Annotated in this window: 28 protein-coding genes; 15 read left to right on the top strand and 13 right to left on the bottom strand. The window is 59.9% G+C overall.

Features of this window, described 5'->3' with window-relative positions; all coding sequences use genetic code 11:
- Nucleotides 1-29: 29 nt before the first annotated feature.
- The 8 genes from PM04_RS06055 to PM04_RS06020 form a co-directional block, all read right to left on the bottom strand.
- A complete protein-coding gene (locus PM04_RS06055) occupies nt 30-1,241 on the bottom strand; it encodes an NADH-quinone oxidoreductase subunit D (RefSeq protein ID WP_038005173.1) in 1,212 nt (403 codons plus the stop codon).
- A gap of 4 nt (nt 1,242-1,245) precedes the next feature.
- On the bottom strand, nt 1,246-1,878 hold the full coding sequence (locus PM04_RS06050; protein WP_038004639.1) for an NADH-quinone oxidoreductase subunit C: 633 nt from the start codon (nt 1,876-1,878) through the stop codon (nt 1,246-1,248).
- Nucleotides 1,879-1,881: 3 nt separating this feature from the next.
- On the bottom strand, nt 1,882-2,415 hold the full coding sequence (locus PM04_RS06045; protein WP_038004636.1) for an NADH-quinone oxidoreductase subunit B family protein: 534 nt from the start codon (nt 2,413-2,415) through the stop codon (nt 1,882-1,884).
- A complete protein-coding gene (locus tag PM04_RS06040) occupies nt 2,406-2,771 on the bottom strand; it encodes an NADH-quinone oxidoreductase subunit A (protein WP_038004634.1) in 366 nt (121 codons plus the stop codon). The genes PM04_RS06045 and PM04_RS06040 overlap by 10 nt, the downstream gene beginning before the upstream one ends.
- Before the next feature lie 216 nt (nt 2,772-2,987).
- Nucleotides 2,988-3,341 (bottom strand): DUF1353 domain-containing protein, encoded by a 354-nt coding sequence (locus PM04_RS06035; protein ID WP_038005171.1) that lies wholly within the window; start codon nt 3,339-3,341, stop codon nt 2,988-2,990.
- Nucleotides 3,342-3,442: 101 nt separating this feature from the next.
- Nucleotides 3,443-3,742 (bottom strand): hypothetical protein, encoded by a 300-nt coding sequence (locus PM04_RS17330; RefSeq protein ID WP_052068219.1) that lies wholly within the window; start codon nt 3,740-3,742, stop codon nt 3,443-3,445.
- A 3-nt stretch (nt 3,743-3,745) separates the two neighbouring features.
- On the bottom strand, nt 3,746-4,951 hold the full coding sequence (locus PM04_RS06025) for a DegT/DnrJ/EryC1/StrS aminotransferase family protein (RefSeq protein WP_038004632.1): 1,206 nt from the start codon (nt 4,949-4,951) through the stop codon (nt 3,746-3,748).
- Nucleotides 4,952-5,014: 63 nt separating this feature from the next.
- A complete protein-coding gene (locus PM04_RS06020; RefSeq protein WP_038004631.1) occupies nt 5,015-5,686 on the bottom strand; it encodes an HAD-IA family hydrolase in 672 nt (223 codons plus the stop codon).
- A 145-nt stretch (nt 5,687-5,831) separates the two neighbouring features.
- On the opposite strand from PM04_RS06020, the gene glmU reads away from it, so the two are divergent.
- The 5 genes from glmU to ptsP all read left to right on the top strand — a co-directional run bounded on the left by glmU (nt 5,832) and on the right by ptsP (nt 13,645).
- Nucleotides 5,832-7,181 (top strand): bifunctional UDP-N-acetylglucosamine diphosphorylase/glucosamine-1-phosphate N-acetyltransferase GlmU, encoded by a 1,350-nt coding sequence (glmU, locus tag PM04_RS06015; protein ID WP_038004629.1) that lies wholly within the window; start codon nt 5,832-5,834, stop codon nt 7,179-7,181.
- Nucleotides 7,181-8,995, top strand: a complete 1,815-nt coding sequence (glmS, locus tag PM04_RS06010) for a glutamine--fructose-6-phosphate transaminase (isomerizing) (protein ID WP_038004627.1) — start codon at nt 7,181-7,183, stop codon at nt 8,993-8,995. The genes glmU and glmS overlap by 1 nt, the downstream gene beginning before the upstream one ends.
- On the top strand, nt 8,992-9,678 hold the full coding sequence (locus PM04_RS06005; protein WP_038004625.1) for a DNA alkylation repair protein: 687 nt from the start codon (nt 8,992-8,994) through the stop codon (nt 9,676-9,678). Before glmS ends, PM04_RS06005 begins: the two co-directional genes overlap by 4 nt.
- Nucleotides 9,679-10,027: 349 nt before the next feature.
- Nucleotides 10,028-11,275, top strand: coding sequence for an aspartate kinase (locus PM04_RS06000; RefSeq protein WP_038004623.1), 1,248 nt, complete (start codon nt 10,028-10,030; stop codon nt 11,273-11,275).
- Nucleotides 11,276-11,404: 129 nt separating this feature from the next.
- Entirely contained in the window at nt 11,405-13,645 is a 2,241-nt protein-coding gene (gene ptsP / locus PM04_RS05995; protein ID WP_038004621.1) for a phosphoenolpyruvate--protein phosphotransferase, read from the top strand.
- On the opposite strand, the gene PM04_RS05990 is transcribed toward ptsP, so the two are convergent.
- The 3 genes from PM04_RS05990 to PM04_RS05980 are packed head-to-tail and all read right to left on the bottom strand — an operon-like array spanning nt 13,629 to nt 15,150.
- The gene (locus PM04_RS05990; RefSeq protein WP_038004619.1) at nt 13,629-13,877 is read right to left on the bottom strand and encodes a hypothetical protein; all 249 of its coding nucleotides are present in this window, start codon (nt 13,875-13,877) and stop codon (nt 13,629-13,631) included. The two genes, ptsP and PM04_RS05990, sit on opposite strands and share 17 nt — an antisense overlap.
- Nucleotides 13,878-14,636, bottom strand: coding sequence for an EcsC family protein (locus PM04_RS05985; RefSeq protein WP_038004618.1), 759 nt, complete (start codon nt 14,634-14,636; stop codon nt 13,878-13,880).
- A 43-nt stretch (nt 14,637-14,679) separates the two neighbouring features.
- On the bottom strand, nt 14,680-15,150 hold the full coding sequence (locus PM04_RS05980; protein WP_038004616.1) for a GNAT family N-acetyltransferase: 471 nt from the start codon (nt 15,148-15,150) through the stop codon (nt 14,680-14,682).
- A gap of 76 nt (nt 15,151-15,226) precedes the next feature.
- Here PM04_RS05980 and PM04_RS05975 point away from each other — a divergent pair, with 76 nt between their 5' ends.
- Nucleotides 15,227-15,832, top strand: a complete 606-nt coding sequence (locus PM04_RS05975) for a flavin reductase family protein (RefSeq protein ID WP_038004613.1) — start codon at nt 15,227-15,229, stop codon at nt 15,830-15,832.
- Between the two features lie 3 nt (nt 15,833-15,835).
- Here PM04_RS05975 and dprA read toward each other — a convergent pair whose 3' ends face one another.
- A complete protein-coding gene (gene dprA / locus PM04_RS05970) occupies nt 15,836-17,005 on the bottom strand; it encodes a DNA-processing protein DprA (protein ID WP_081945931.1) in 1,170 nt (389 codons plus the stop codon).
- A 128-nt stretch (nt 17,006-17,133) separates the two neighbouring features.
- The gene (tldD, locus tag PM04_RS05965; protein ID WP_038004611.1) at nt 17,134-18,564 is read right to left on the bottom strand and encodes a metalloprotease TldD; all 1,431 of its coding nucleotides are present in this window, start codon (nt 18,562-18,564) and stop codon (nt 17,134-17,136) included.
- Between the two features lie 168 nt (nt 18,565-18,732).
- Here tldD and coxB point away from each other — a divergent pair, with 168 nt between their 5' ends.
- The 9 genes from coxB (at nt 18,733) to PM04_RS05920 (ending at nt 26,238) form a co-directional block, all read left to right on the top strand.
- Nucleotides 18,733-19,626: a cytochrome c oxidase subunit II gene (coxB, locus tag PM04_RS05960; RefSeq protein ID WP_038004610.1), complete on the top strand. Its 894-nt coding sequence runs from the start codon at nt 18,733-18,735 to the stop codon at nt 19,624-19,626.
- Between the two features lie 63 nt (nt 19,627-19,689).
- On the top strand, nt 19,690-20,628 hold the full coding sequence (cyoE, locus tag PM04_RS05955) for a heme o synthase (protein ID WP_038004609.1): 939 nt from the start codon (nt 19,690-19,692) through the stop codon (nt 20,626-20,628).
- A 4-nt stretch (nt 20,629-20,632) separates the two neighbouring features.
- Nucleotides 20,633-20,821 carry a hypothetical protein gene (locus PM04_RS05950; RefSeq protein WP_038004607.1) on the top strand — a complete coding sequence of 63 codons (189 nt, stop codon included), beginning with the start codon at nt 20,633-20,635 and terminating at the stop codon, nt 20,819-20,821.
- Nucleotides 20,818-21,414, top strand: a complete 597-nt coding sequence (locus PM04_RS05945; RefSeq protein ID WP_081945930.1) for a cytochrome c oxidase assembly protein — start codon at nt 20,818-20,820, stop codon at nt 21,412-21,414. The genes PM04_RS05950 and PM04_RS05945 overlap by 4 nt, the downstream gene beginning before the upstream one ends.
- Before the next feature lie 22 nt (nt 21,415-21,436).
- Entirely contained in the window at nt 21,437-22,240 is an 804-nt protein-coding gene (locus tag PM04_RS05940; RefSeq protein WP_038004606.1) for a cytochrome c oxidase subunit 3, read from the top strand.
- Nucleotides 22,241-22,315: 75 nt separating this feature from the next.
- The gene (locus tag PM04_RS05935) at nt 22,316-22,981 is read left to right on the top strand and encodes an SURF1 family protein (RefSeq protein ID WP_038004604.1); all 666 of its coding nucleotides are present in this window, start codon (nt 22,316-22,318) and stop codon (nt 22,979-22,981) included.
- A 16-nt stretch (nt 22,982-22,997) separates the two neighbouring features.
- Nucleotides 22,998-24,395, top strand: a complete 1,398-nt coding sequence (gene thrC / locus PM04_RS05930; RefSeq protein ID WP_038004602.1) for a threonine synthase — start codon at nt 22,998-23,000, stop codon at nt 24,393-24,395.
- The gene (locus tag PM04_RS05925; RefSeq protein WP_038004600.1) at nt 24,392-25,654 is read left to right on the top strand and encodes a pitrilysin family protein; all 1,263 of its coding nucleotides are present in this window, start codon (nt 24,392-24,394) and stop codon (nt 25,652-25,654) included. The genes thrC and PM04_RS05925 overlap by 4 nt, the downstream gene beginning before the upstream one ends.
- Nucleotides 25,654-26,238 (top strand): GNAT family N-acetyltransferase, encoded by a 585-nt coding sequence (locus PM04_RS05920; RefSeq protein ID WP_038004598.1) that lies wholly within the window; start codon nt 25,654-25,656, stop codon nt 26,236-26,238. The genes PM04_RS05925 and PM04_RS05920 overlap by 1 nt, the downstream gene beginning before the upstream one ends.
- Nucleotides 26,239-26,243: the final 5 nt, after the last annotated feature.

The raw sequence follows: 26,243 nt of genomic DNA, 5'->3' as shown, positions 1-26,243 counted from the left end.
CTGGCTAGCCCAATGGTCGGGGCGCGTCGCTAGCGGTCGATCTCTCCGAACACCACATCCATGGTGCCGATGATGGCTGCCACGTCCGCAAGTTGGTGGCCTTTGGCGACGTGATCCATCGCTTGAAGGTGCAAAAACCCGGGCGCCCGAATTTTGGAGCGATAGGGTTTGTTGGTGCCATCCGCCACGAGGTAGACGCCGAATTCACCCTTCGGGGCCTCAACGGCGGCATAGACCTCACCTGCGGGCACGTGGAAACCTTCGGTGTAAAGCTTGAAGTGGTGGATCAGGCTTTCCATCGAGGTTTTCATGTCCGAACGCTTGGGCGGCGTGATTTTCCCACGGGCCAGCACGTCACCGGGGCATTCGCGCAGCTTGGCGATGGCTTGTAGGATGATCTTCAGGCTTTCGCGCATCTCTTGCATGCGGACCAAGTAGCGGTCGTAGCAATCGCCGCTTTTGCCGATCGGGATGTCGAAATCAAACTCGGAGTAGCACTCATAGGGCTGCGCACGACGCAAATCCCACGCAAGACCAGAGCCCCGCGCCATCACGCCCGAAAAGCCCCAATCGGTGACTTCTTCCTCGGTCACGATGGCGATATCTACGTTACGCTGTTTGAAGATACGGTTTTCCGTCAGCAGGCCGTCGATGTCATCCATGACCTTGGGAAAGAAATGCGCCCATTCTTCGATATCATCCAGCAGATCATCAGGCAGGTCCTGATGAACACCGCCGGGGCGAAAGTACGCGGCGTGCAAACGTGCGCCGCAAGCCCGCTCATAAAAGCACATCAGCTTTTCGCGTTCCTCAAAGCCCCACAGCGGCGGCGTCAGCGCGCCAACGTCCATAGCCTGTGTGGTCACGTTTAGGATGTGGTTCAGGATGCGCCCGATCTCACAGTACAGAACCCGGATCAAAGAGCCACGACGGGGCACTTCGACACCTGTCAGCTTTTCAATGGCCAGACACCAAGCGTGCTCTTGGTTCATCGGCGCCACGTAGTCGAGGCGGTCAAAGTAAGGCAGGTTTTGCAGATACGTGCGGCTTTCCATCAGCTTTTCGGTGCCACGGTGCAACAGGCCGATGTGCGGATCACACCGTTCTACGATCTCACCGTCCAGTTCCAGTACCAGCCGCAACACACCGTGGGCAGCCGGGTGCTGAGGCCCGAAGTTGATGTTGAAGTTCCGGATTTTTTGCTCGCCCGTGAGGGCGTCGTCGAAGTTCGTGCCGTCCATCATATTAGGCCTTCTCTTCCGCTTTGTCGTCACCGGGCAGGATGTATTCCGCACCCTCCCACGGGGACATGAAATCGAATTGGCGGTATTCTTGGGTCAGGTTCACGGGCTCATAGACCACGCGTTTTTGAACCTCGTCATAGCGCACCTCGGTGTAGCCCGTGGTGGGGAAGTCTTTGCGCAGCGGATAGCCACGGAACCCATAATCCGTCAGGATACGGCGCAGGTCCGGGTGACCGGAAAACAGCACGCCGTACATGTCGAACACTTCACGCTCAAACCAATTGGCCGCCGGGTAAACCGATACGATCGAAGGGATGATTTCCTCTTCGCGGATCGCCGCTTTGACCCGGATACGCTGATTTTGGTACATCGACAAAAAGTGGTAGACGACCACAAAGCGACGCTCTTCGCCGGGGTAATCCACGCCAGTGATATCAACCAAGCTGCTGAACCGGCAGGTCGCGTCAGACTTCAGAAAATCCACGAAATCCACGATGGCCGAGGGCGAGACCTCAACCGTCAACTCACCATGAGTTACAGTGTGGCTGGATACGGCATCGGGTTGCTTGGCCGAAATATGGTCCGCCAAGTCCAAAAGCGCCTGATGCGCAGCCTGTTGGAGTGCGTCAGACATAGCCTACCTCGTGATCGTGCCAGTGCGGCGGATTTTGCGTTGCAGCTGCAACAGACCATACAGCAGCGCCTCTGCCGTGGGCGGGCAACCGGGCACATACAGATCAACCGGAACGATCCGATCACACCCGCGCACAACCGAATAGCTGTAGTGATAATAGCCGCCACCGTTCGCGCAGGACCCCATCGACAAAACATAGCGCGGCTCTGGCATCTGGTCGTAGACCTTGCGCAGCGCGGGTGCCATTTTGTTGGTCAGCGTGCCGGCGACAATCATCAGGTCCGACTGACGCGGAGACGCGCGCGGCGCGGTACCGAACCGCTCCATGTCGTAGCGCGGCATCGCGGTGTGCATCATCTCAACGGCGCAGCAAGCCAACCCAAAGGTCATCCAGTGCAGCGAACCAGTGCGCGCCCAGTTGATCAGATCATCCGTAGAGGTGACGAGGAACCCTTTGTCCTGCAACTCCTGATTGATAAGAGCGGTGGCCTGTTCTTTGTCGGGTCCGGCCGTGTGTGCGCCTGTCATCACTCCCATTCGAGGGCTCCCTTTTTCCACTCATAGGCAAAGCCCACGGTCAAAACCGCCAAGAACACCATCATGGACCAGAAGGCCGCCATGCTCATATCCCCAAAGGCCACGGCCCACGGGAACAGGAATGCGATTTCGAGGTCAAAGATGATGAACAAGATCGCCACGAGGTAGAACCGCACGTCAAACTTCATCCGCGCGTCGTCAAAGGCGTTAAAACCACACTCATAAGCTGAGAGTTTCTCGGGATCGGGGTTGCGCACAGCAACGATCAGCGCCGACAACATCAGCACAAGGCCGAGGCCGACAGCCACACCGATAAACATCAAGATAGGCAAGTATTCCGAAAGTAGCGCGTCCACGTGGGCCTCCTTCGTTTCGGTCGTTCATGCGAAAGGCACCTTGGAGGGGTATCTAGTCCCCATGACCCGGGGGGTCAATCGGCGCAGCGTCGCAGTACCCGCCTGATTTGCAACGCAGGCGGGAATTTTTGGATTTTGCAGGGGCGGCGTCCTGACGCAGGCTTGGGTGGTGGCCTTTGCCAGCCTGATCCGTGCCACGGATCGCCCGGTGACGACTCAGTCGAATTTATAGACGATTACGCTGAGCACCATGGGTAATCTGCGCCATAGCTTTACGTCGTCAGCGCTCAGCGCTTCTGAAAAAGATGCAGCGGCCGCAACCCGTGACCAGCTGAGGACATGCAGGGCATAATCGTGCAGCGCCCCGGCTTTGAGATAACGCGCATCATGGGGATCAAACAGCCAACGCAGGAACCAAGGGATTGAGACGTCGAACTCATAATCGACCGGCACAACGATCCGCAGGCCCGATCCTTTGGCCCCGATTTCCCACGGGACAGGTTTGATCGTACGGTACCGAATGCCGCCAACAGGTCGATACCAATCAATAAGATCCGTGAAATCAGACATATCAAAATCCATACGTTAATAAGTGTATTAAAAAGGTGCCCCTACAGTGCCCAGTATCGCGCAGGCATCAAGGGTGTTGCGCATGTTCTGCGCAAGGCGCGCTAGGTGCTGGGCGGCAATTGCGAGAGCGGCGTGTATTCGATCAGCCCGCCAAAGCGATTGACTGCATATTCATGCCCCGCACAACGCACGATGATCCATACATTGTCCGCCCCGGGAACCGCGTGGCAGTCCGTCATGCGCGCATTTGGATTGTCGCTCTCAACCACATAGCGCTCGGCGTAGTGAGTAATGACTTCGGTCTCGGACAGCTCCGCGATGTCTTTGCCATAGAGCAAAGCCATAACGCCAATCAGCCCGAAGAACGCCGCAATGGGCGCAAATATCCACCAACGCGGCACGTTTTACTCGGCGGCCACGGATGCAGGCACCCGTGCCTCGGCATCAATGATCCGCGCGATCAACGCGCAATCTTCGACGCTGAACGTCAAGGGTACGCGCATATCCAACAGTCCTGACAGGATACGATCCGTGTTGGGCAATTGCTGCGGGCTGACATAGCCCCAATGGCTATGGCGCGACGTAAAGCCCACAGGCGCATCCGCCCCGAACCATTTCAGCTCAACCCCACGCGCGGCACAGCGTGCCACGAAATCACGGATATGATCGGCCGAAGCGCCGGGCAAAGTGAACTGAAAGCTAGAGCCGACATAGGTCTCTGCATCTGGGCGGGGTGCCACGTGTAGGCCGGGTGTTTGGGCAAGTCCCGCTTCAAGCGTCTGATACCGCTCGGCCCACCGGGCCACCTGGCGCGGCAGGTCCGCCAATTGCGGACGCAAGATCGCCGCACGCAAGTGATCCATGCGGCCCGACACGTTGGGCATTACAAACCGGGCATCCTCAAACGCCTCCATCGGTGGGCGCGCGCCGTGGCGCTCATATAACATGTAGCTGCCCGACAGCAGGATCATCCGCGCCGCAAGCTCTGGGTCATCCGTGACGATCAGCCCGCCTTCGCCAGAGTTAATGTGTTTGTAGGTTTGCATCGAAAAACAGCCGACTGCACCGAACGTGCCAGAGGCTTTGCCGTTCCACGCCGCCCCCATCGTATGTGCGCAATCTTCAATGATCGTGACGCCCAACCGGTCACAAACCGCCACCAGCGCCTCCATATCGACCAAATGCCCGCGCATATGGCTCAGCATTAGGACGCGCGCGCCGGAAGATTTCGCCTTCGCCTCAAGGTCGTTTAGGTCGAGCACAAGGTCCGATGTGATTTCGACCAAAACCGGCTCAGCATTGACGCTCGCAATGGCGCCCGGCACCGGGGCCAACGTGAAGGCATTGGTCAGGACCTTATCACCGGGACCGATGCCCAGCGCGCGCAACGCGCAGCCCATGGCATAGCCACCCGAGGCAACCGCCAGTGCGTATTTCGCCCCGACAGAGGCGGCAAATTCCTCCTCCAACAGGCCGACTTCACCGATTTCATCCGGAGATAGGTTGTAGCGATGCAACCGACCCGAACGCAGCACCTCTAGCGCGGCTTCGATCCCGGCCTCTGGAATGGGTTCCTGCTGAGTAAACGATCCCGTAAAACGCTCGGTCATGGCAGCCTCTCAAAAACGCGATACCCTAGCGATATGAAGCAATTGTGGCTGCGTCAATTGCCCTCAGTCGGTCCAGATGCCCGAAAGAACCCGGTCCAGATCATCGTAGTGATCCAAAAGCGCCTCGGGAGAGAGCGCCTCAACACCACGCCCCAAGGGTCCGAAGGTCACCAGCACGCTGGGGACACCCGCGGCACGAGCAGTTTCACGGTCGGTTTCAGTATCACCAATCAGGACCGCGCGCGCCGGATCGCCGCCCACCAATTCGACCGCGTGACGAAACGGGGCAGGGTCGGGTTTGCGCACTGGCAGCGTGTCCGCCCCCACAAGCGCGCCAAACGCATCACGAACACCCAAGTCTCGCATCAAGCTTTCGGCCAAACCACTGGGTTTATTAGTGCAAATACCAACCGGATGGCCCGCGACGCGCAACCGCTCAACCGCGTCCATCACGCCGGGGTAAAGGGTGGTATGCACGCTTAGCGCTTGGGCATAGGCCTCTAGCAGTACCGGATAGCCCGCATCGACCGCGGCCTCATCAATGGCACCGTGTCGCCCAAACCCCAGCCGAAGCATCGCGCGCCCGCCGCGCAGCGCGGTGGCCTGATCTTCTGCAGCGACCGGGTCAAGCCGGGCGGGGTGGCCCAGCGCATCAAAGGCCGCATTCGCCGCCGCCAAGAGGTCACCACTGGTGTCCGCAAGTGTTCCGTCGAGATCGAATATAACCGTTTGCATCCTGTCCCCTGCCCTTTCATTGGCGGCATCCCGCCCATCGCGGTTACACTCTGTTATGCAATTTGACCATCGCTTGTCTTGCAGCCCCGCGCCGGGATGTGACAAGAGAAACGTTAACGAATGATAGAAAAAGCGATTTACAGGTATGCCTATAGCTCTCGCCATTCTTGCTGCTGGACACGGCAGCCGAATGCACTCTGATTTGCCCAAGGTCTTGCACAAAATCGGCCACGCCCCGCTTTTGAGCCATGCAATTGGGTCGGGTTTGGCGCTTGATCCCGCCCGCATTGTCGTGGTGGCCGGTCACGGAGCCGAAGCGGTTGAGGCGGAGCTGGCCGCATCGCACCCTGAGGCGCAAACCGTCCGGCAGGAGCCGCAATTGGGCACCGCCCACGCCGTCGCACAAGCGGGCCCGCCGCTTGCGGATTTTGACGGCGACGTCATCGTTTTATACGGCGACACGCCGTTTGTATCCGCCGAAACGCTCGAAGCAATGCTTGCCGCCCGTGCAAGCGGGGCCGACATCGTGATGCTTGCGTTTGAGGCAGCCAATCCGGGCCGTTATGGCCGGTTGATTACCCAAGGCGACCAGCTTGAGCGTATCGTAGAGGCCAAAGACGCCACCCCCGAAGAATTGGCCGTACGTCTATGCAATTCAGGCGTCGTCTGCGCCCCGCGCGCCTTGCTTTTTGATCTGGTGGCGGCCGTTGGAAACGACAACGCAGCCGGTGAATATTACCTTACCGACATCGTCGGCCTTGCCACCGCGCGCGGCCTGACCGCACGTGTCGTGACCTGCGATGAGGCCGAGACACTTGGCGTCAACACCCGCGCCGATCTGGCCGCCGCAGAGGCCACATTTCAGACTGCCGCCCGCACGCAGGCCCTGAACGAAGGAGCTACGCTCACCGCACCCGAAACGGTCTTTTTCGCCCATGACACATATATCGGTCGCGATGTTGTGATTGAGCCGAATGTTGTGTTCGGTCCCGGCGTCACGGTTGAGACCGGGGCCCATATCCGTGCGTTCAGCCACCTAGAGGGGTGTCACGTCTCGGGCGGTTGCGTCGTTGGCCCCTACGCCCGCCTGCGCCCCGGCGCAGAGCTGGACCGCGGCGTCAAGATCGGCAATTTCGTCGAAATCAAAGAGGCTAGCATCGGTACTGGCGCCAAGGTCAATCACCTGTCCTACGTCGGCGACGCAACCGTTGGGCCAGAGGCAAACATCGGCGCGGGCACCGTCACCTGCAACTATGACGGGGTCAACAAGCACCGCACCGAGATCGGCGCGCGCAGCTTTATCGGAACCAACACCGCCCTCGTGGCCCCCGTCAACATAGGGATTGAGGCGATGACCGCCGCCGGATCAGTCGTCACGAGTGACGTGCCCGACGGCGCGCTGGCCGTGGCACGCGCCAAGCAGGAAACAAAGCCCGGGCTTGCGCGCAAACTGCACGACCTTGCCCTACGGCTCAAAGCGAAAGGCACGAACTGATGTGTGGAATTGTCGGCGTCCTAAGCAATAACGAAGCCGCCCCTCAACTGGTTGAGGCGCTCAAACGGCTGGAATACCGCGGCTACGACAGTGCGGGCATTGCCACCGTGCACGAACAACGGCTGGATCGCCGTCGCGAAGTCGGCAAGCTGGTTAACCTAAGCGATAAGCTGGTGCATGAACCGCTGGCCGGAAAGGTCGGCATTGGACACACGCGTTGGGCCACACACGGCGCGCCCAGTGTGGGCAACGCGCACCCGCACCGCGCAGGTCGCGTGGCCGTGGTGCACAACGGCATCATCGAAAACTACCGGGAGCTGCGCGCCGAGCTGGCCGAATTGGGTGTCCCGTTTCAGACGGAAACCGACACTGAAACCGTAGCCCTATTGTGCGAGCACTATCTGGCCACCGGCTTGGGTCCGCAGGACGCCGCCACCGCAACCATCGCCCGGCTTGAGGGCGCTTTTGCGCTGTGCTTCATTTTTGACGGTGAAGAAGACCTCCTGATCGCCGCCCGGCTCGGCTCACCCTTGGCAATCGGCCACGGTGACGGAGAGATGTTCATCGGCTCCGACGCGATTGCGCTGGCCCCCATGACCAACCGGATCACCTACCTAGAGGAAGGCGACCGCGCCGAGATTACCCGTGCAGGCGCCACGATCTACGATCACAGCGGCACATTGGCGAACCGCGAAATCCGTGAGGTGAACCTAGCACACACGCAGGTCGAAAAAGGCGGCCATAAGCACTTCATGGCCAAAGAAATCCATGAACAGCCCGCCGTACTGGCCGATTGTCTCAAGACCTATATCAGCAACGATGCAATCACCCTGCCAGAGCCATTTGATTTCACCGGGATTGACCGGATCATCATGGTTGCTTGCGGCACCGCGCATATCGCCTGCACCGTGGCGAAGTACTGGTTTGAACAATTAGCCCGCCTGCCGGTTGAGGTCGATATCGCATCCGAATTCCGATACCGCGAACCACCCATCCAAACCCGTACCGCCACGATTTTCGTCAGCCAATCCGGTGAAACCGCCGATACCCTTGCGGCGCTGCGGTACTGCAAAGACAAGGCTCAATCGGTGTTGTCGGTCGTGAACGTCCCCGAAAGCTCAATCGCGCGCGAAAGCGACGTGAGCTTTCCCATTCATGCTGGCGTTGAGGTGGGCGTAGCATCCACTAAGGCGTTCACCAACCAGTTGGCGGTCTTGATGTCGCTCGCCATCACCGCCGCCCGTCAACGCGGCGCAATTGATGCCGCGCGCGAAGCCGAACTGGTGGGCCAATTTGCCCATGTGCCCGGCCTGATCAACCAAGCCCTCGGCCTGTCTGGACATATCTCAGACCTATCCCGCAAGCTGGCTACGGCCTCTGACATCCTGTTTCTTGGGCGCGGGTCGATGTATCCAATGGCCCATGAAGGCGCGCTGAAGCTGAAGGAAATCAGCTATATCCACGCCGAAGCCTACGCCAGCGGCGAGCTAAAGCATGGCCCCATCGCCTTGGTCGAAGAAACCCTGCCCGTCGTGGTCTTGGCCCCCCGTGACGCGCTGTTCGACAAGACGGTATCCAACATGCAGGAGGTCATGGCGCGCAAAGGCATGGTCCTACTGGTGTCTGATGCCGCCGGGATCACACAGGCCGGCGATGACGTGTGGGCCACGATCCAGATGCCCGATGTTGACCCCATTTTTGCGCCGCTCGTCTATGTGGTGCCCGCGCAGCTGCTAGCCTATCACACAGCGGTGCACAAAGGGACGGACGTGGACCAGCCACGGAACCTCGCCAAATCGGTGACCGTGGAATGACACCGCAGGACGCGCTTGTCGCGCTGGAACAGTTGGGCGATGCGGATAAAGCCGTCGAGATGGCCGCTTATCACAAGATTGAGCGGCGGTATCTGGGCGTGCCCAGCGCCACGCTGGATGCCCACGCCAAGGACTGGCGCCAAACGCTTACCCTGAGCGATCGGCTGACCCTCGCTCAGGGATTGTGGGAAACTGACGTATTTGAGGCCCGGATCACGGCGGCCAAACTGCTGACCCAAGCCCGTATTCGCCCCGACGACACGCCCGCGTGGGATATGATCCAATCGTGGGTGCCAGAATTTGACAGCTGGGCCATTGCCGACGCCGTCAGCAGTGCGGGCTCACGCCGCTTAATCGCGGACCCAACACGACTGGATGTGGTTGAGGGTTGGACAACCTCTGACCACCTTTGGACCCAACGGGCGGCATTGGTCATGACGCTGCCCTGGACCAAACAATCCCACCCCAAACCCGCCGAGCTGGAAGCCCGGGAACGAATTTTGGGCTGGGCCGCGCGCTACGCAACGAATCCCGAATGGTTCATCCAAAAGGCCGTCGCGTGGTGGCTGCGCGAGCTAAGCAAGCGTGACCCTGAGCGTGTCCGCGCCTTTATCGCCCTACACGGTGAAAAAATGAGCAAATTTGCCCAAACGGAGGCTCAAAGGCTCCTGAAACCGGCTTAAATCCGCCGATCCTGGCGCGGCAAACGCTTTGAGCACCGAAATATCGATACGTGGCATTATTTTGACACGTTCTCGCCACAAACGGGCAAGAATGTGTTCGAACTGGTGCAGCTTAGTGTTGTTTCTATGGTTAACGATTAACCCAGTGCGACGATGAGTACGGTCCGCTCCTGTGGGTTTGGGCCGTACTCTTTAGCAACGCTCTCCGCACGACCGAGCCTGTGTAGACATGGCAACATGCGCCCATGCCACAGCACAAAACCCAACCCTATTCGCGGCGAGGCCTTGCCCTTTGACGCCCCCTCCCCTAACAGGCCCAGCTAACAGGAGCCACGTCCCGGGAATAGCAATGTCAGGCCAACGTAAACGCCTCGTAATGAAATTCGGCGGCACGTCTGTCGCAAACCTTGACCGTATCCGCCGCGCCGCCAAGCGTGTCGGCGTTGAGGTCGCGAAGGGCTATGATGTCATCGTGATCGTGTCGGCCATGTCCGGCAAAACCAACGAACTGGTCGGCTGGGTCAATGAAATCTCGCCGCTACACGATGCACGCGAATACGACGCAGTTGTGTCGTCGGGTGAAAATATCACCGCCGGGTTGATGGCCCTTGTTCTGCAAGAAATGGACGTGCCCGCACGGTCATGGCAGGGCTGGCAAGTACCAGTGATGACGACCTCTGCACATTCCAGCGCCCGGATCGAAGAAATCCCAACCGAGAATTTGGCAACCAAATTCGACGAAGGTATGAAGGTCGCGATTGTGGCGGGTTTTCAGGGCATCAGCCCCGAGGGCCGGATCACGACGCTGGGCCGAGGTGGCTCGGACACGACTGCAGTGGCCTTTGCGGCCGCATTCGACGCGGAACGCTGTGACATCTATACTGACGTTGACGGCGTCTATACCACTGACCCGCGCATCACCAAAAAGGCCCGGAAACTGGACCGGATCGCCTTTGAGGAAATGCTGGAGCTCGCGTCCCTCGGGGCCAAAGTGCTGCAAACCCGCTCGGTTGAGCTGGCAATGCGCTACAAAGTGAAACTGCGCGTTCTGAGCAGTTTTGAGGAACAATCTGACGACGCTGGCACGCTTGTGTGCGACGAGGAGGACATCATGGAAAGCAATGTTGTGGCCGGTGTGGCCTATTCGCGCGACGAGGCAAAGATGACGCTGGTATCGGTGGCAGACCGCCCCGGGATCGCTTCTGCGATCTTTGGCCCGTTGGCTGATGCTGGCGTAAACGTCGACATGATCGTCCAGAACATCTCCGAAGAGGGGCGCACCGATATGACGTTCTCCTGCCCTGTGGATCAGGTCCTCAAGGCGGAGCGTGCGATGCAGGAAGCTCGTGAGGTCGGCTCGATCAACTTCCACGATCTGATCGCCGACACCGAGGTCGCGAAGGTGTCCGTCGTTGGTATCGGAATGCGCAGTCACGCGGGCGTGGCCTCCAAAATGTTCAAAGCGCTCAGCGATGAGAACGTGAACATCAAGGTCATCACCACATCCGAGATCAAAGTCTCGGTCCTGATTGATCGCAAGTACATGGAGCTTGCCGTGCAAGCCCTGCACGATACGTTCGAGTTAGAAAAAGCCTAAAAATTCAACTGGGGCGACACATTTCGCCCCAGACCACCCAACAGACAGCAATTTTCGGCCCACGGGTCATTTCATGCCCCTTTCACTGGGCCCGCTTTGTCTTCATAGTGCCCTCTCAGGGAGGGTCACATGGTACAGACCAAAGACTCAGATAGCCGCAGGCTCTTGCAACGTTTGCAAGGCGTTATGGCCGAGGCTGGCGAAGGTCAGGCGCGGCTTGATCGGATTACGGCGTTGGTTGCAGACAGCATGGGCACCGAGGTTTGCTCGGTCTATCTGCACCGCGACGCCGAAACGCTTGAACTGTGCGCGACCAAGGGTTTGAACGCCGAGGCCGTGCACGTCACCCGTATGCGCGTGGGCGAAGGCCTTGTGGGCCGCGTGGCCAAACGTGCCGCCCCCGTGAATGCGTCCGACGCCCCTAGCTCACCCGGTTTCCGCTACATGCCCGAAACCGGGGAAGAGATTTATTCCAGCTTTCTCGGTGTGCCGATCCAGCGCCTTGGCGAAACGCTGGGTGTTCTGGTTGTACAATCCAAGGACGCGCGCAGTTATACCGAGGATGAAGTCTACGCCCTTGAGGTTGTGGCGATGGTTCTGGCCGAGATGACCGAGCTGGGCGCATTTGTTGGCGAAGGCGAAGCTCTGCGCGCCCGCCACAAAAGTCAGGTTTTGTTTCGGGGCGGCACCGCACAAGAAGGCGCGGCCGAGGGCGTTGTGTTCTTGCATAACCCACGAGTGGTGATCACCAACCCCGTGGCCGACGACCCCCAAGCCGAACTGGAGCGGCTGCGCGCCGCTGTTGATGTGCTGCGGGTTTCGGTCGATGAAATGCTCGAAGGCGCCAGAGGCGACAAAGAGCAGGTCGAGGTGATCGAGGCGTACCGGATGTTTGCCAACTCGCGCGGGTGGCTGCGCCGGATGGAAGAAGACATTGACCTTGGGCTCACGGCCGAAGCCGCCGTCGAGAAAGAGCAATCAACCGCCCGTGCCCGAATGGGCCAAGTCCCAGATCCCTATCTGCGCGACCGTCTGGCCGATCTGGATGACCTGTCCAACCGCCTGCTGCGACAGCTAACCGGCCAAGCCACCGTCAGCGCCGAGGCCCTGCCCGACGGCGCAGTCCTTGTGGCGCGCAACATTGGGCCAGCTGAACTGTTGGAATATGGCCGTGGCCTCAGCGCGGTGATCCTAGAGGAAGGCTCTGTCGGGTCACACGCGGCGATCGTGGCTCGGGCTTGGGCTATTCCACTCGTGATCAACTGCAAAGGCATCACCACTGAGGCGCTCAACAATGACGTGGTCTTGGTGGATGGAGACCAAGGCATCGTTCACCTGCGCCCCGACGACAGCGTGCGCAACGCCTTCCGCGATAAATTGGAAATGCAGGCCGCCGCACTCGAACGCTACGCCTCAATCCGGGATAAACCCGCCGAAACGCAGTGTGGCAGCCGCATCGAACTACAGATGAACGCAGGCCTCATGGCCGACCTGCCATCCCTGTCAACATCTGGGGCCGAGGGTGTGGGGCTTTTCCGTACCGAATTGCAGTTTCTCACCCGCAGCAGCGTCCCAAAACGTGGAGAGTTGGCCAGCCTTTACAAGCGCGTGATGGACGCGGCGGGCGGCAAAGAGGTCACGTTCCGCACGCTAGATATCGGCTCCGACAAGGTGCTGCCCTACATGAAACCCACCGAGGAACCCAACCCGGCCATGGGCTGGCGGGCGATCCGCGTGGGACTTGATAAGCGCGGCGTGATGCGGATGCAGCTTCAGGCGTTGATCCGCGCCGCCGAAGGGCGCCCCCTGACTGTGATGTTTCCCTTCATTGCCCAGCTTGAAGAATTTATCAGCGCGCGCGAGGCGCTCTTGCTGGAAATGCACCGCGAAAAAAGCCTTAACCACGTCCTGCCCGAAAGCCTCAAGATCGGTGCGATGCTCGAAACACCATCCATGGCCTTCGCGCCAAGGCGGTTCTTTGAACTGGCTGATTTCATCTCTATCGGAGGCAATGACCTCAAGCAGTTCTTCTTTGCCGCGGATCGTGAAAACGAACGTGTGCGGCGGCGTTACGATACGCTCAACGTCAGCTTCCTATCGCTGATCGAGCAAATCGTAGACCGCTGCGCCGAGACAAACACACCTGTCAGTTTCTGTGGCGAAGATGCGGGTCGCCCGATTGAAGCAATGTGTTTTGCCGCGATGGGCCTGCGCAAACTGTCGATGCGTCCGGCCTCAATCGGTCCGGTCAAGCATTTGCTGCGGCGCACGGACCTGGATGAGGCGCGCGCCGTGATTGACGCCGCACGCACATCCGGGGCGCAAAGCGTACGTCCTGCCGTGATGGATTGGCTCAAGCGCCGGGGGTAAGGCGGCTCGCATCAAACCAGCCAACATGCGCGGTGGCTGCATCAAGTGCGGCCTCAACAGAGCTGAACGTTTCGTGGCCATAATGTCCGATTGGGAACCACCCGCGCCCGTCCTCTGGGTCGCGGCGAAATTCTTCAAAGCCAAAGGTGCCATCAGGGCGTCGAAACAGATCCACGCAAATCGTGTCGCCGTCATGGTTGATCGAATAAAGGACCGTGTGCGTATGCGCCATCTAGCGGGTTCGCGGCGCGGACAGTAGCGCGCGCAGGTCATCCACCAGCGCCTCAACAGGGCGCCCTGTTTCCTGGCTCAGCTGCATCAAACCAAACTGCACCCGCGCCATATCTTGGTAATAGCTGGTAAACACATAGTTCGTCGCGGCCCCGGCCGCTGCCCCCAACAATGGCACGGATTGCGCGGCCAGCTTTTGACCCAAAACCAACGACAAGCGCGGGGCCACAGCCGCAATCGCCTTGCTGACCGCGCTACCCGATAGGGTCAGCCGCAGTGTGAGAAAGCTAAGGTCTGTGCCGTCATCAGCCTCAAGCGGCCCGGCAGCGGCGAACACTTGCAAACAGGCCGCTCTGCCCTCCGGAGTTTGGGCGTTGATCCCGTGTTCTTGGGCGATGCCCTGAATAGCGCGCAAAAGAACGGTCGTCGTTACGGGCAATTCAGCAAGCGCGGACGGCAAGCCGCCCAAGCCACCAACGGCACCGGTGCCCAATGTGATCGCGCGGGTTAGCCAGTCGGAAGTATCAGGCAACCGTGCGGTGCGACTTGCGCTCGCAACATCCATCGCACTTTCAAGCGCCCGAGCGGTCGCACCCTCAAGCCCCGTTTTGACCGGGTCAGGCAGACGTTCCAGCAGATTTTCAGCCTGAGACCCCAGCAACCCCACAAGCTGCATCCCAACGCCCCGAGCATTACGGTGCCGGGCTGCAAGACGCGCCAGACGCGCGCGGGTTTGATCAGCGACAATGATAGTGTTCATGCACAGAATATGGGGGCAAGCCGTGTATCCGGCAAGCTGCACGTTACGTGTGGCGCGAAACAATCCCCGTCACGCCTGCCCAGTCGCCAACACCCAAAACCCGGTCTGGGTTGGTTGGTGGCGGCATCTCAACATCCGTCAGCACCGAAAACCCAAGCCGCCGATAATAGGCCGCATCCCCCACCAGCAGCACGCGCGCATGGCCCAGCGCCCATGCGCGCTCAAGCGAATCTTGGATCAAAAATGCGCCAAGCCCCTCACCTTGTCGGGTCGGGTGTACCGCGACAGGACCCAACAACAGCGCCTCATGATCACCGATCATGACGGGCCAGTAACGGATCGCGCCACCAATGATGTTCAGATCATCCACGGCCACAAGCGACAAGGCCTCGACCGGAGCCACATCCTCGCGCAAGCGATAGGATGACAGTGCCGTGCGACCGGGCGCAAAGCACAGATCAAAGAGCGCCTCCACCTCCCACCGGTCCTCGGGGGTTTCCTGCCGTAACTCCACGCGTCATCCGTTCGCTGCCTCTGGTCAGGGGCGTAGCATGAGGTTAGCTGGGGGGCAAACAACCCGGAGGATTGCCATGTATTATCGCCCCGCCGACGGCCACGGCCTACCGCATAACCCATTCAACGCAATCGTCGCCCCGCGCCCGATTGGCTGGATTTCATCGCGCAGCGCGGATGGCACAGACAACCTCGCACCCTACTCGTTTTTTAACGCAATTGCCTACGTACCCCCTCAGGTTATGTTCGCATCAACCTCAGCCAAGCCCGATCAAGACGGCACCAAGGACAGTGTCGCCAACATCCGCGAAACGGGTGTATTTTGCGTGAACATCGTGGCCCAAAGCGACCGAGACGTGATGAACATCTCGTCCGAGGGTTTTACGAAAGACATTGATGAATTCGCGAAAAGTGGTGCGGCGAAAACCGAATGCTCCGAAATCGCATGTGCCCGCGTGGCCAATGCCCCCGCCGCGTTGGAATGTCAGGTTCGCCAGATCGTCCCCCTTGAGGGCGCGCATAACGTCATGGTCATCGGAGAAGTCGTGGGCGTCCACATGCGGGACGATTGCGTGGTCAATGGTCGGTTCGACGTGACACAATTTCAACCGCTAACACGCATGGGCTATCGGGACTACGCCGTGATCCGCGAAGTGTTTGAACTGACCCGCCCGGACGATTGAACATCAACCAGCAAGTGACAAAAGCCCCCCGGGCGCGCGCGATATCTGCCCTGATAGCTCCAGCGGAGCGACCAGCGCGCTAAAGGCAGACAATTCCATCCCGAGATCACGGGCCAGTTGATCCTCGGCCACAGGCGTGATTGCCAGAAGTGCTATGATTTGGTCCGGCGGGATGGTGTGCGTGGCCGTCGGGGCCTCGAACGGCAGCGCGCTTTGCGCGGGCTCATGCGGTGCGGTCATTGTATCGAGTATATCTAGGATATCCTCCGCACTGCGCACCAAAGTTGCCCCGTCGCGCAACAACGCGTTGCAGCCCGAGGTGCGCGTATCCAGCGGATGGCCCGGTACGGCAAGAACCTCACGACCTTGATCCAATGCCGCCCGTGCCGTGATCATGGAGCCTGATTTCAGAGCGGCCTCAACCACGACCAAAACGGGCGCAAGCCCAGAGATAATCCGGTTGCGCCTTGGGAAGTCACGCGCCTGTGGTTGATGGCCCATGGGTGCCTCAGACAGACGCAACCCTTGTGCCGCAATCGTGTCACCAAGCGCTGTGTTTTCAACCGGGTAGATCACATCGACGCCACCACCGAGCACCGCAATGGTGCCGGTCTCTAGGCTGGCTTGATGCACGGCTGTGTCGACGCCGCGCGCCATGCCTGAAACAGTGACAATGCCTGCCGCCCCTAGGTCTTGGGCCAATTTGCGCGCCATTCGCCCGGCCAGAGACGATGCGTTGCGTGTACCCACCAGTGCGACCTTGGGCTTGGTCAACAGCCCCCTGTCGCCCAACGCCCACAGGGCTGGCGGCGCATCCGCGACCTCCGCAAGCTCTGCTGGATACTCAGCATCACCAAGGCACAACAGCCGCGCACCGATCTTTTGCGCGGCCTTAATTTCGGCCCGAACGACACCCTCGGGACAGATTTGATAACCCTTGACGCCCGCCTCTTCGGCCACGTCCGGCAACACACTAAGAGCCGCCGCGGCGCTGCCATGCTCGGCCATCAGGCGGCGATACGTGGCAGGGCCCACTCTGCGCGACCGGATCAAACGCAGACGCGCGAATTTATCCTCAACGCTCGTAACGGGCTGGGCAAAGAACGGACGCGGAGGCTCAGAAAAGCCGTCCGTGTCAGCAGAGGACAAAAACTCAGGGGTGTCGTAATTCATGCCCGCCAAACTAGGCGGGCATGGTTAATTCTTTATGAAGGTTACACAGGCGACCGGCGGCGAGATGCGATCAATCCGGCGACTGCAACCATAGGCAACGACCCCGAGGCAGGCAGCGGGACGGGGGCTTACGTCTGCGACCCGCCCACTGTCAGTCCACCGATCTTGAGCGTCGGTTGCCCGACGCCCACGGGCACCCATTGGCCCGCCTTGCCGCAATTTCCCATGCCGGGATCAAGCGCCATGTCGTTCCCGATGGCTTGAATGTGCTTCAACGCCGTCGCGCCGTCGCCGATCAACGTCGCTCCTTTTACCGGCGCGCCGACCTTTCCATCTTTGACCCGATAGGCTTCGGTGCAGGAAAACACGAACTTGCCGTTCGTGATGTCCACCTGTCCGCCGCCAAATCCCACCGCGTAGATCCCGTCCTTTAGGTCCGCAACGATGTCTGCGGGGGCGGCGTCTCCGCCGAGCATATAGGTGTTGGTCATTCGCGGCATCGGGGTGTGCGCATAACTTTCGCGCCGCCCGTTACCCGTGGCCTCAACCCCCATCAGGCGGGCGTTTTGACGATCCTGCATGTACCCCACAAGGATACCGTCTTCGATCAAGGTGTTCTTGGCGCTTGGCGTGCCTTCATCATCCACGGTGATAGAACCGCGGCGATCCGGGATGGCGCCGTCATCCAACACGGTGACACCGGGGGCCGCAACACGTTCGCCCATCAGACCCGCAAACGCCGAGGTACCCTTGCGGTTGAAGTCGCCTTCAAGCCCATGGCCCACGGCCTCATGCAGCAAAATGCCGGGCCAGCCCGCCCCCAACACCACGTCCATCACCCCGGCGGGGGCGGGTTCTGCGCTCAGGTTTACCACGGCCACGCGCAGCGCTTCGCGGGCAACCCCTTCCCAATGGTCCCGCCCGATCAGGCCCGTTAACCCCACACGACCACCGCCACCGGCCGATCCGGTTTCTCGGCGGCCTTCATGCTCTACGATGATGCTGATGTTCAGGCGCACCATGGGGCGTACATCACGGACATGCGTGCCCTCGGGGCGCAAAATCTCAACTTCTTGAATTGAAGCCGCCATGGAGGCTGCAACCTGAACTACCCGCGCGTCCAGCCCCCGTGCGAAATCATCGATCTCCCGCAGGGTGTCGACTTTTACGTTGAACGCGGCCCCTGCCATCGGATCCTCGTCTGTATAGAGCCGCTGGTTGGTCGCTTGCGGCGCGTCTGCAAGGGTCCCGCCGCCCGCACCCACGGCCAGACGCGCGGTCTCAGCGGCGCGGCGCAAGGCCTGCTCGGAAATCTCGGTTGAATGAGCGTAGCCCGCAGTCTCACCGCGCACCGCCCGCAGGCCAAAGCCCTCGGACGCATCATAGCTGGCGTTCTTTACGCGACCGTCATCAAACACCAAAACCTCGGAGCGACGCCGCTCGAAAAACAGCTCTCCGTCGTCGGCACCCACAAGCGTTTCACGCAGCAGGGAAAGGCTTTGATCCAAATCAACTTTGGACTCGAAGGGACGAAATGTCTCACTTTTTACGGCTGCCACGGCTAACTCCTTGATTTCGCTACACCCCAAGAATCAATCAATGGTTGGATTGGCGCCGGGCGGCTTGCATTTGCCCTCTAAGATATGGTTCACACACCGCAGGACGCAACGGGGATTCCTGCAACGACCGTTCAAGACAGCGGGAACCCGGACAACAGGACGATTTGAATGACTTTAGCCAATAAAATGGCCGGCCTCACGGCCGCCGCCGGCGCGAGCCTTGTCGCGCTCCAAGCCCACGCACAGGATCTGCCTATCATCGGTTCGCCGACGCCAGGCGCTATGGGGATGCAACCTGCTTCCACGGAACTCGCCCGTGACTTGCAGTGGCTGAACATGTTCCTGCTGGTGATCATCACTGTGATCTCGCTGTTTGTGACGGCGCTGCTGATCTGGGTCATCGTGCGCTACAACGAAAAGCGGAACGACAAGCCCGCGACCTTCACCCACCACTCCACACTGGAAGTCGCTTGGACGATCATTCCGGTTGGTATTCTGGTTCTGATCGGTGGTTTCTCGCTGCCAGTGTTGTTCAAACAGCAGACCATCCCCGAAGGTGACATCTACATCAAAGTGACGGGCCTACAGTGGTACTGGAACTACGAGTACGTGGACGAAGACGTGTCCTTCGACAGCTACATGGTCGGCCACCCCGCCACCATGACCGACGCTGCCGAAGACGCAGGCGCACAGCCCTTCGTTCTGTCGCCCGCGATGGAAGGCATGCTGGAAGAGTATGGCTACTCGCGCGATGAATGGCTTTTGGCCACGGACACCGCGGTTGTGGTGCCTGTGAACAAAACTGTCGTCATGCAAGTGACCGCTGGTGACGTGATCCACTCATGGACCATCCCTGCCTTCGGTGTGAAACAGGATGGTGTGCCGGGTCGCCTTGCACAGCTTTGGTTCTCCGCCGAGCGCGAAGGTATCTACTTCGGCCAGTGTTCCGAACTCTGCGGCAAAGACCACGCCTACATGCCCATCACTGTCAAAGTCGTCTCTGAGGACGCTTACGCAGAATGGCTCGCGATGGTTAAAGAAGGCGATACCTACGCCTGGTAAACTGCTCTAAGCGCGGCGGCATAAGCTGCCGCGCCATTTAACCCCGGATGGGAGCCCGCCGGCATGAGTGACGCAAGCTACACTACCCAAGTAGAAAGCCCCGAGGCCTCGTTCGGCGATTATTTCGCCCTGCTCAAGCCCCGCGTGATGTCACTGGTGGTGTTCACCGCCTTGGTTGGTGTGCTGGTCGCACCAACGGCGCTGCATCCGTTCGAATCCTTTGCCGCTGTTTTGTTCATCGCTGTAGGCGCAGGCGCGTCCGGTGCGTTGAACATGTGGTACGACGCGGACATCGACCGCGTCATGAAACGCACCGCGAAGCGTCCTGTGCCAGCTGGCAAAGTGACGGCACGCGAAGCGCTGGCCATTGGCCTGTTTCTGTCGGTCCTATCCGTTGTGATGCTGGGCCTGACGGCAAACTGGATGGCTGCGGGCCTGCTGGCCTTTACGATCTTTTTCTACGCCGTGGTCTACACCATGTGGCTCAAACGCTCGACACCACAGAACATCGTGATCGGGGGCGCTGCTGGTGCGTTCCCTCCGATGATCGGTTGGGTTGTCGCGACAGGCTCTATCTCCATCGAAGCGGCTTTGATGTTTGGCCTGATCTTTATGTGGACGCCGCCCCATTTCTGGGCGCTGGCACTGTTCATGAAGTCTGACTACCACCAAGCCAAAGTGCCGATGCTGACCGTGACCCACGGCCGCAAAGAAACGCGCCGCCACATCTGGTGGTACACCGTGGCACTGGCCCCGGTCGCCATCTGGACAGCACTGTCCTCGGTTGGTGGTCCGATGACACTGGTGGTGTTTACGGTGCTCAACGCGATCTTCCTAAAAGGCGCGTGGGACATCTGGCGCCGCGACGAAGCCACTTCTGAGGGCGACGAATATGCCGTTGAGAAGAAAGTCTTCAAATTTTCGATCCTGTACCTATTTGCGAACTTTGGGGTCCTCTTGGCAGAGGCCGCTCTAAAGCTCGTCGGTTTGGGAGGCTGGTAAGACAATGGCATTTCACAAAGATCACGAACTGCACGAACGCCGCTCCGGCCGGAACTTCGGCCTTTTGGCTGTTCTGATCGGGCTTGTGGGCATCGTCTTTGGCCTGACCGTTGTTAAGGTTACGAACGGTGAATTTGCCGAGGCGTTTGACCATGTATCGCGCCCCGCAATCACGGTGGAGGATACGCAATGATCCTGAGCTGGTTCAGAGGGTTGTCAGACAATGGCCGTGTCGTTGCACAAACGACTGCGGTGGTTATCGGCATGGGCTCGCTCGGCTGGGCCTCGGTGCCGCTGTACGATTTGTTTTGCCGCGTGACCGGCTATGGCGGCACGACCGCTATCTCGGACGGCTCCAACATCGAAGTTCTGGATCGGACGATTAACGTCCGCTTTGACGCCTCCAAGGCAAGCGACATGCCGTGGGAGTTCAAACCCGTCCAGCGCGAGATGGAAATTCGCATCGGTGAAACAGGCCTCGCCTTTTATGAAGCCTACAACCCGACGGATAAGCCCGTGGCCGGCACCGCCAGCTACAACGTGGCCCCATTCGCGGCTGGTCTGTATTTCGCCAAGATCGAGTGCTTCTGCTTTCAAGAGCAGGTCTTGATGCCCGGTGAGCGGATCACAATGCCCGTAACATTCTATGTGGACCCCGACATGGTGGACGACCTAGAAGCCAAAGGCATTTCCGAAATTACCCTGTCCTACACGTTCCACGTGACGGACATGCCCGAAGAATTCGCCGGTGTGACGACGTTCACACCGCAGACACAGACAAACTAAAAAGAAGACCGGAGGGACACCCATGGCTGGTGCCAAAAATCACGACTATCACATCCTGCCACCCTCGGTGTGGCCCTTCGTGGGCTCTGTGGGCGGCTTTGTTATGCTATTCGGCGCTGTGCTTTGGATGCACGGCTCTGGCCCCTACCTGTTCGGCATGGGCTTTGTGGCGGTTCTGTTCACAATGTACGCATGGTGGGCGGACGTTATCCGCGAAAGCCACGCAGGCGATCACACACCCGTGGTTCAAATCGGCCTGCGCTATGGCTTTATCTTCTTTATCATGTCCGAAGTTATGTTCTTCGCCGCATGGTTCTGGAGCTTTTTCAAGCACACGATCTATCCGATGAACGAATATGTGGGCTCCACTTATGTGCCCCCAGTGTTCTACCAAGTTGATCCCCTGCACCTGCCGCTGATCAACACGCTGATCCTGCTGTTGTCGGGTGCTGCGGTAACATGGTCGCACCACGCGCTGGTCCACGGTGGCCCACGCCGCGACGTAGAGCATGGCCTGCTGGCCGCCGTTATCCTTGGCATCGTGTTCACGTTCTTCCAGGCCTACGAATACCACTACCTGTTGGTCGACCAAGACTGGTCATTCAGCGGCGACAAATTCTTCGCTAACTTCTTTATGGCGACAGGGTTCCACGGCGTGCACGTGATTATCGGGACGATCTTCCTGTTCATCTGCTATCTGCGCGTCCGTGCAGGCCACTTCACCGCCGAGCGTCACATCGGTTTTGAAGCCGCCGCATGGTACTGGCACTTTGTGGACGTTGTCTGGTTGTTCCTGTTCTTTGCGGTCTATATCTGGGGCCTCTAGGTTCGCCGCAACAACACGCAGCTTTTGCAGCGCGGGGGGAACCTCGCGCTGCTTTTCGTTGAAAGGGTGACATCCATGCGCTTTATCTTTCCTGTCCTTCTTGGCCTGATCGGCTGTGGCGTTCTGCTGTCCCTTGGGATGTGGCAGGTTGAACGCCTCGCATGGAAAAATGCGATACTCGCAGAGATTGACGCGCGCATCTTTGATGCCCCTGCCCCTCTGCCTACCGCCCCCTCCGAAGAAGCCGATAAGTACCTTGCCGTCACCGCCTCCGGCACGTTGACCGGCCCCGAGATCCACGTATTGGCATCCGCCAAAGGCCTCGGCGCAGGCTACCGCGTGATCCAAGCACTGGATCTGGACGGTCGTCGCATCATGGTCGATCTGGGGTTCCTCCCGCTTGAGCTAAAGGATGCGACACGCGCGGACCGCAACGTCACGGTCACCGGCAACCTGCATTGGCCCAATGAGATCAATTCCTCGACCCCGGAAACCGACACCAACCGCGCCATTTGGTTTGCCCGCGATGTCCCCACAATGGCCGATCATCTTGGTGCGGAGCCCACGCTGATTATTGCGCGCGAAACCACACCGACCCAGCGTGCCCTCACCCCCTATCCCGTCGACAGCGGCACCATTCCCAACGACCACCTGAGCTACGCGATCACGTGGTTCGGCCTCGCGGCTGTGTGGTTGGGGATGACACTCCTTTGGATGTGGCGTATGAGGCGGAAACCATGAAAAACAGGCCTGTGTGATGCGATATATCTCAACCCGCGGCAACGCCCCCGCTCTGAGCTTTGAAGACACGATGCTGACGGGCCTTGCCCGGGATGGCGGGCTGTACGTCCCCGAGACGATCCCAACGCTCAGCCATGGTGATATCGCGGCAATGGCGGGTCTGTCGTATGAAGAAATCGCCTTTCGGGTCATGCGCCCCTTCGTCGGTGATACCTTCACGGACGAAGTCTTTGCGGACCTGATCGCCAAGGCCTATGCGGGCTTTGGCCACGATGCCCGCGCGCCCCTCGTGCAACTGGCCCCGAACCATTTCCTGCTGGAACTGTTCCACGGTCCAACACTGGCGTTCAAAGACTTCGCGATGCAGCTGATCGGTCAGATGTTCCAAGAAGCCCTGAGCCGCAGTGGCAAGCGCGTGACCATCGTCGGCGCGACCTCAGGCGACACTGGCTCTGCCGCGATTGAGGCGTTTCGTGGCCTGTCGAATGTGGATGTGTTCATCCTCTATCCTCATGGCCGTGTCTCTGAGGTGCAGCGCCGTCAGATGACCACCCCGACCGAGGATAACGTCCACGCCCTCGCACTGACGGGCGATTTCGATGATTGCCAAGCGCGTCTGAAGGATATGTTCAACGACTTCGACTTCCGCGATGGCGTGCGGTTGGCTGGCGTGAACTCCATCAACTGGGCCCGGGTTCTGGCGCAGGTCGTATACTATTTTTCTTCCGCGGTATCACTTGGCGCGCCACACCGCCCCGTCAGCTTTACGGTGCCCACGGGCAACTTTGGCGACATCTTCGCGGGCTACATCGCCAAGCGCATGGGTCTGCCCATCGAAAAACTGGTCGTGGCGACGAACCAAAACGACATCCTGCACCGCTGCCTTATGACTGGCGGCTATGTGACCGACAGCGTGATCCCCTCGATCAGCCCGTCGATGGACATTCAGGTGTCATCCAACTTTGAGCGCGCATTGTTCGACGCATATGACCGCGATGGCGCGGCCGTTTCGCAATTGATGGCGGAGCTAAAGGCGGGTGGCTTCCATGTCTCGCAAGGTGCGCTTGAAACTTTGCGCGATATCTACGCCTCGGGCCGTGTGTCAGAGGAAGACACCTCCGCGATGATCACAGATGCCTTGGCCCGCACGGGTGAGGTGTTGTGCCCCCACTCGGCCATTGGTGTGAAGGTCGCCGAAGACCACCAAGGCGCCACACCGATGGTCACGCTGGCCACCGCGCACCCTGCGAAATTCCCCGCCGCCGTCAAAGACGCGACCGGGCATCACCCCGCGCTACCACCCCGCATGGCTGATCTGTTTGACCGGCCGGAACGCGTGACCCGCGTCGAGAATGATCTCACCGCCCTCGAAGAGTTGATCCGCGATCGGATCAGCGTAGGAACCCATCAATGAGCACGCAAGTTCACCGCCTTTCCAACGGCTTTCGCGTTGTGACGGAATACATGCCGGGGCTGCAATCTGCTGCCGTTGGTATCTGGGTCAGCGCCGGGGGCCGCCATGAGCGGTTGGAGCAGAACGGCATCGCCCACTTCCTGGAGCATATGGCGTTCAAAGGCACGGCACGGCGCAGCGCGCTGCAAATCGCCGAGGAAATTGAGGACGTGGGCGGCTACATCAACGCCTACACCTCCCGTGAGGTAACAGCCTATTATGCCCGCGTGCTCAAGGATGATGTGCCACTGGCCGTTGACCTAATCTCGGACATTCTGCTGAACCCCACCTTTGACGAGCGTGAGATTGAGGTTGAGCGCGGCGTGATCTTGCAAGAGATCGGCCAGTCGCTGGATACGCCCGACGACATTATCTTTGATTGGCTGCAAGAGGCCGCCTACCCCGAGCAACCGATTGGCCGCACGATCCTTGGCCCGTCCGAGCGGGTAAAGGCCTTTGGTCGCACGGACCTGTCGGGTTTTGTGAACGAACACTACGGCCCCGAACAGATGATCCTGTCGGCTGCCGGTGCGGTTGATCACGACGCATTGGTGCGACTGGCCGAGGCAACCTTTGGCCACCTGACGCCGGGCACCGCAGGGTTGGCACAGCCCGCTCAGTTCAAGGGCGGCGCGTTCCAACAAGTCAAAACGCTGGAACAAGCCCATGTTGCCCTCGCGTTTGAACAACCCGGCTACCGCGACGATGAAATCTACACCGCGCAGATTTATGCCGCAGCTTTAGGCGGCGGGATGTCCTCCCGTTTGTTCCAAGAGGCGCGCGAAAAACGCGGCCTGTGCTATACGATTTTTGCTCAAGTCGGCGCATTTAACGACAGCGGCATGATGACGGTCTATGCGGGCACCGGTGCCGAGGATGTGGCCGGCCTGACCCACCTTATCATTGATGAGTTGAAGCGCGCAGGCGACGACATCTCAGCCGTTGAGGTTGACCGCGCGCGCGCACAGATGAAAGCGGGTATGCTGATGGGCCTCGAAAGCCCCTCGTCACGCGCGGAACGTTTGGCCCGTGTGGTCGCGATCTGGGACCGGGTGCCGCCGCTTGAGGAATCCGTGGCCAAAATCGACGCTGTGGATGCCGCCGCTGTCCGCGCCCATGCCGCCGCACTTTGCGCCAAGGCCACCCCAGCGATCGCAAGTTATGGCCCTGTAAGTGACATGCCACACCGCGACGCTCTCGTGGAGCGGCTGATCGCCTAATGCTGGGCCGCACGCGGAAAGTCAGGATCGAGACTGAGCGCATGACGCTCCGCCTGCCCGCGCACAGTGACTTTCGCGCGTGGACGGGTTTGCGCGCCCAGTCGGCCGACTTCCTACAACCCTGGGAGCCGGCTTGGGCCGCGGATCACCTGACCCGCAAGGCGTTCACCAACCGCATCTATTGGGCACAGCGCGCGTGGACGAGCGGTTCGGCCATGGCCCTATTCCTTGAACGCCGCCAAGACGGGGCGCTTATGGGCGCCCTCACACTGGACAATATCCGCCGGGGGCCCGCGCAATCGGGCACCTTGGGCTATTGGATCGGTGCACCCTTTGCACGCCAAGGCTATATGTCCGAGGCGATTAAGGCGACCGTGCATCACGCGTTCCACGCTCTCGACCTTAGCCGGATTGAGGCCGCATGTTTGCCCGAAAACACCCCGTCGCGCGGGGTACTCGAACATTGTGGGTTCAAGTATGAAGGCGTTGCGCAGAGCTATCTACAAATCGCGAACCGTTGGCGCACCCATGTGCTCTATGCCAACCTGCGCCATGACCGGCGGGGCCGCACAGACGCGGGCTGACGACA

Source organism: Thalassobacter sp. 16PALIMAR09, from assembly GCF_000765485.1.
Taxonomy (GTDB): domain Bacteria; phylum Pseudomonadota; class Alphaproteobacteria; order Rhodobacterales; family Rhodobacteraceae; genus Thalassobacter; species Thalassobacter stenotrophicus.
Note: the sequence above shows the minus strand (reverse complement) of the source record. Positions and strands in the feature narration are given on the sequence as shown.